Genomic DNA, 4,702 nt, shown 5'->3' on the forward strand with positions numbered 1-4,702 from the left:
CCCAACATCAACGCCGCAGCAGGACGATTCGCCATACCCCATTATCGCAGCAAACCAACCGTTCAGTCAGTTACGACGCGCGCCACTAGGTTCGAGGATCGCATCGCTCACGCCCTGCGGGGGCTGGTGGTCTTGCGCGGACCAAAAGCAAGCCTGCTTGATGTGCCCCTCATGCTCGAGCATGAGGGGATGCGCCAGACCCTTGCTGCGGTTCTGACCGACCCCAGGGAAAAGCTGTGGTGGCAGAACGAGATGCGAAACAAGAAGTCCTCGGACTATGCGGATCTCGTGGCGTGGTGCAACAGCAAGTTCGAGAGATTCTCTGCGAGTCCGGCCTTGCGTGCAATTCTGGGGTCCGGTCACGACTGCTACGACCCGATCGGCGCGATGGATGACGGACGAATCATTCTGGTGGATCTCGCAAAAGGAAGGATCGGTGAGACGACCTCGAGGCTCCTCGGGTACTTACTGCTGAACCGATTCTGGGTAGCTGCCATGAACCGTTCCCGACCGGAGCGCCGCTTCCACGTGATTGTGGACGAGGCGCATTCGGTGATGGCGGGTTCGTTGTCCAGCATGCTCTCGGAAGGACGAAAGTTCGGCATCTCGGTAACGGCCGCGCATCAGTTTCTGGGTCAGCTTGACCGCGAAGTTGCAGAGGCATTGGCTGCCAATGTGGGAACGTCCGTGGTGTTCCGCTCAAATGGCCCCCACGTCGGAGCACTGGTGGCCGCGACCGGTGATCAAGTGAGCCCGTCGGCGTTCACGAGCCTTCCCACTCTCACGGCAATCGTCACTCGCATGGCCGCAACCGGTGTCACATCGAAGCCCCACTCCGTTCGGGTCGACACAGCGACGCGCGACTGCCTCACGGCCAGCGCTGGAAGCGTTCTCGCCAATACGCGGACGCTGACTTACGGGTTGTCGCTGAACGCTCTCGACCCAGAGTCAGAGTACGGCGATCGGCGAGGGGACGCCGAGACACGCGGCGCAGGTGCAGAGACGAAGGACAAGAGCTTCCTCGACGAGTGGCTGGCGAAGCGCGCCGCGTCCGCAAAGGCCGATCAGCCTATGACCTCCGCTTCTGCTGGTGGCGCACCAGCAAGCGACGCGGAGGAGGTTGTTGCATAACGGGTAATTATCGTTTGCGACGATCGCCCGAAGGTGAGCCCCCGCATCCCTCAAACGTTCCTTGAGGGATGCGGGTATCGGCTTCTCCTCAAGAGTTCTGATTTGTTGGTCGTAATTCCAGAGAACATCCGATTTTGAGGCCTTGAAGGCTTTTCATAGTCTCCTCGCCTACTGACTCAAAATCCGTCACCATTGAGTTGATGGTGGGGCATTTTTCGGCGGCGCCTACGATTAGCGAGTCGGTATCGTCGAGCAATTGAAGATGCTGGATATAGTCTTCTTTGCGTGCGCGCCACGGCCGCGTAATTCCGCCCTCGGACTTGATTTCGGATACGTTCGCCACAATCTCTGTGACGCGTTCACCGAATTCGTCACGCATCCGATCCACGGAGTAAATGTCTGGTGAGACGTCTTCCAGGACGTCATGGAACAACGCGGCGATGACGGCGTCTTCGTTGCCGGTGTACTGGGCTGTGATCAGGACGACTCCAATGGGGTGAGAGACTAAGGTACGCCCGAAACTCTCCGGTTCTGACTGGCATGTGCGATGGCCTCGGTGGTGATAGCGCGGTCGATTCTTGCCGTGTACTCCACATGCGTGAAGGTATCCGAACTCGGATCTGTTGGTCAGAGACCAGAACAGATGGACCGAACTCTCCGGCAGAGAACCCGACGCAGTGTGAGGTGGGGAAGCGGTCATGGATTCGTCACTACCCACCCGCCGACAGAATCGGCGGCGACCGCGAAGGACGACCATGATTCGAAACATCCAAAGCATCCTCGCTTGCGTACTCATCGGAGGTGCTGCTGTCGCGACACTGAGCGCTTGCGGCGATGCCACCGAACGCGCACGCGACGCACACCTCGTCGTAGTCACAACCGCGACCTCGAACGAACCGCAGGCGGCGTATCCCGCTGCGCTCGACCGCCTCGTCACCATTGCAGCTCAGACCGGAGAGGGATCGATGCAAATCCTGGTCTCCCGCGGTGCCCGGGTCGATTCGGTCGGAGCGCCAGTTGACCTTGTGATTCGGCGCGAGAGTGGCGATATCGAGAATGATCCGGCCGAGATCGCGACACGACTTCCGGCGCTGCTCAACACGATTTCATCCCGATTGTCGAACGTCGCCTCCAACGCTCCGACGCTGGATCTGCTTGCTGGACTGAATGAGTCGGTGCGACGGGATGCCGGAACCATCGTTGCGATGTCCAGCGGGCTTCAGACAGAAGGGCTCATGGACTTCGCCGCTATCGGGTGGGATTTCAGTAACGCAGAGGAGATTCAGAAACTGCGGGAAGGCGGATTCTTGCCAGATCTCTCTGGTCGCCGGGTCTTCTTCGCGGGCTTGGGGCGAGTAGCGGGACAGCAGCCCGCGCTGCCCGAGCCGATGATCAGGAAACTGGAGTCGTTCTGGATGGATCTCTGTGCGGCCGGCAATGCAGATAAGTGTGAGGTGGTTGATTCGGGAGAGGCGACCATGCCTGCAGCGTCCACGGTGCCGGCGAAGATCGTGACGGTTCCGAGTTTTGCGCTGCCTGAGTTTTCGCGGGACACCCATCAGATCTCGCTGGACTCCTCCGCGCTGTTCGGCCCTGATTCCGCTGAGTTGCTGCCGGGAGTGATCGGTGAGCTGAACACGTTGGCTCGGCGGCTGACGTCTCTGGGATCCGCTGTCGATCTGACTGGTCATACCCGGCGGGTCGGTCCAGCGGAGGGCGCCCGAGAACTGTCGACGTCGCGCGCGCAGGCAGTCGCCGACGCACTGGTTTCCGGTGGACTTCATCGATCCAAGATCCGTACGGTTCGTGGGGTCGGCTACGACGAGATCATCACTCCGCCGAACGCCGGCCCAGATGAAATGGCACAAGCCAACCGCGCCGTGATCATCGAGATCGTTCGATGAGAACCCGGAGTTCACAGTCATACTAATGCGATGCGGGCCTTAGACTTGCAGAGCTACGTGACATCGAGAGGGTGAATGTGAAGATCGAACGACCGGTGATACCGCCGATCGAAACCGAGTTGTCCATCGACCTGCTCGATATCCCCGCCGAGGGGCTCTCGCGTAACCGAATGCTCGAACAGTGGTACCGAAAGATGTCTCCATCCCCGCCCGAGAAGAAGGTGGCGGACAACGAACTGCGGGCGTGGTCGGGCGCTCTCGGATCGACGACATGGTTTCGTGCCGTCTACGGCGACACCACTGGCTTGGTGATGTGCGAGCCGAAGGTCCGTTCCTCGGACACCAAGACGTGGGAGAGCGCGATCGAAGCATGCCGCGAGACCGTGGAGCCGCTCACCCGTTACACGGGCGGATGGACGTCTGCGTTCGGCCAGATACGACCGCCTCGACTACCCGGCAATGTCGCAACCGCGATACGCAACTACGAGCGTGGCACGCCGGCCGCCGTCCGCCGAGGACTGGTCGGGCCGTCGGGGATCACGCAAACTGCATCCCAAACGACGGCCTTCATTTCCGACCAGAGCTCTCGGGAAAAAACTGACATCCGGACTGCAGGGCAGTTCTACGTCGATGGGCTCGTTACCCTCGTGTCCGCTGCGCGTGTGGGTGATGCAGAACTAGACGATGCGACGTGTCGACGCTTGGCGGAGCATCTGGCCGAGGTGCGCGCGGCATTGCACGTTGAATCCACGGACGACCCTGCAGTTGACGTCTCGGACGCTCACCGCAGCGCGGCCACCGAGTTCCTGAACGCCGCCATCAGCAATGGCCCACCTATACGGAAGGTTGACCTCGACAATCTGGCGGAAGCGTACGTACGCGTTCACAAGACCTACGTGAATCGATTGCGCCACGGTAAGCCCCTGGAGGGAACAGAGGGATATCTGCGGATGCGTCTTGAATCAATTCGACAGGAGAAAGGCAGGCTCGCCGCAATACGGGACAAATACGAGCAACCGTTGAATATGGACGGTGATCCGGACACCATCCGAGCTCACGATGGTGCTGACGACCCGGCAACCTCGAACTCAGAGATCTACCGTGCGCGTGCACTGATTGAACTTGCGGTGCAAGTATTGCTCAACGACCCCGGACTGGTATTTGACGGGAATCAGTTATGGGAGGCGGATCTCGCGATTGCGATACTGCGGGGTGATGTCTCGCCGGGCAAGGCGAGTTCGCAACAGCTTTCCCGATTCATTCAGGAGGCGTGGGAGACCGAGCACCCCGCGAATTCGCGATCGCGAACAGCCCGCGCCGCGGCCATGGATGTGACACTGCTCATGCGAACGGCGATATCCACGGCGCAGCGCCTGCAGAGCGAAACCGATGCCGGTGGAAAGGGGATGTGCCGCAATGAGTGATCTGGTGGGGACCGCTGTCAGAGCCGACGACGGAAGCCTCTCGTGGCACGCGGACATCTCGGTCGCGCTCGGTCCGATCTCGTTTGAGCTCGACGGCTGTGTGTTCGTCGTGGATGCGGCTTTTCCGGACACGGTTGTCGACTTCGCAGTCGTAAGCAACGACCGATTGAGTTCGCTCGCCGGTCTCTTTGCCGACGCGGAATCGGTTGACGTGTTGTTGGGGGTGGCGGCTGGGGCGGCATC

Annotated in this window: 4 protein-coding genes and 1 pseudogene; 4 read left to right on the forward strand and 1 reads right to left on the reverse strand. The window is 60.5% G+C overall.

Translation table 11 applies throughout. From position 1 onward, the window contains the following. A partial coding sequence (locus B1964_RS28795; RefSeq protein WP_253194262.1) for a type IV secretory system conjugative DNA transfer family protein occupies positions 1–1,131 on the forward strand: 1,131 nt, incomplete at its 5' end. Between the two features lie 88 nt (positions 1,132–1,219). Here the strand turns inward: B1964_RS28795 and B1964_RS28800 are convergent. Next, a complete protein-coding gene (locus tag B1964_RS28800; protein WP_079932230.1) occupies positions 1,220–1,927 on the reverse strand; it encodes an HD domain-containing protein in 708 nt (235 codons plus the stop codon). Here B1964_RS28800 and B1964_RS28805 point away from each other — a divergent pair. The 3 genes and pseudogenes from B1964_RS28805 to B1964_RS28815 all read left to right on the forward strand — a co-directional run. Beyond that, positions 1,887–3,035 carry an OmpA family protein gene (locus B1964_RS28805; RefSeq protein ID WP_020173006.1) on the forward strand — a complete coding sequence of 383 codons (1,149 nt, stop codon included), beginning with the start codon at positions 1,887–1,889 and terminating at the stop codon, positions 3,033–3,035. The two genes, B1964_RS28800 and B1964_RS28805, sit on opposite strands and share 41 nt — an antisense overlap. Positions 3,036–3,106: 71 nt before the next feature. After that, a complete protein-coding gene (locus tag B1964_RS28810; RefSeq protein ID WP_020173007.1) occupies positions 3,107–4,459 on the forward strand; it encodes a hypothetical protein in 1,353 nt (450 codons plus the stop codon). Beyond that, positions 4,452–4,702 (forward strand): annotated as a pseudogene (locus B1964_RS28815) (hypothetical protein); the annotation flags it as partial. The gene B1964_RS28810 and the pseudogene B1964_RS28815, both read left to right, overlap by 8 nt.

The sequence above is a fragment of the Gordonia sp. i37 genome, from assembly GCF_002043085.1.
Classification (GTDB): Bacteria; Actinomycetota; Actinomycetes; order Mycobacteriales; family Mycobacteriaceae; genus Gordonia; species Gordonia polyisoprenivorans.

Excerpts from the sequence above, each read along its gene's own strand:
- B1964_RS28800 (WP_079932230.1), bottom strand. The coding sequence starts at position 1,927 with ATGAGTACGCAAGCGAGGATGCTTTGGATGTTTCGAATCATGGTCGTC.
- B1964_RS28805 (WP_020173006.1), top strand. The coding sequence starts at position 1,887 with ATGATTCGAAACATCCAAAGCATCCTCGCTTGCGTACTCATCGGAGGT.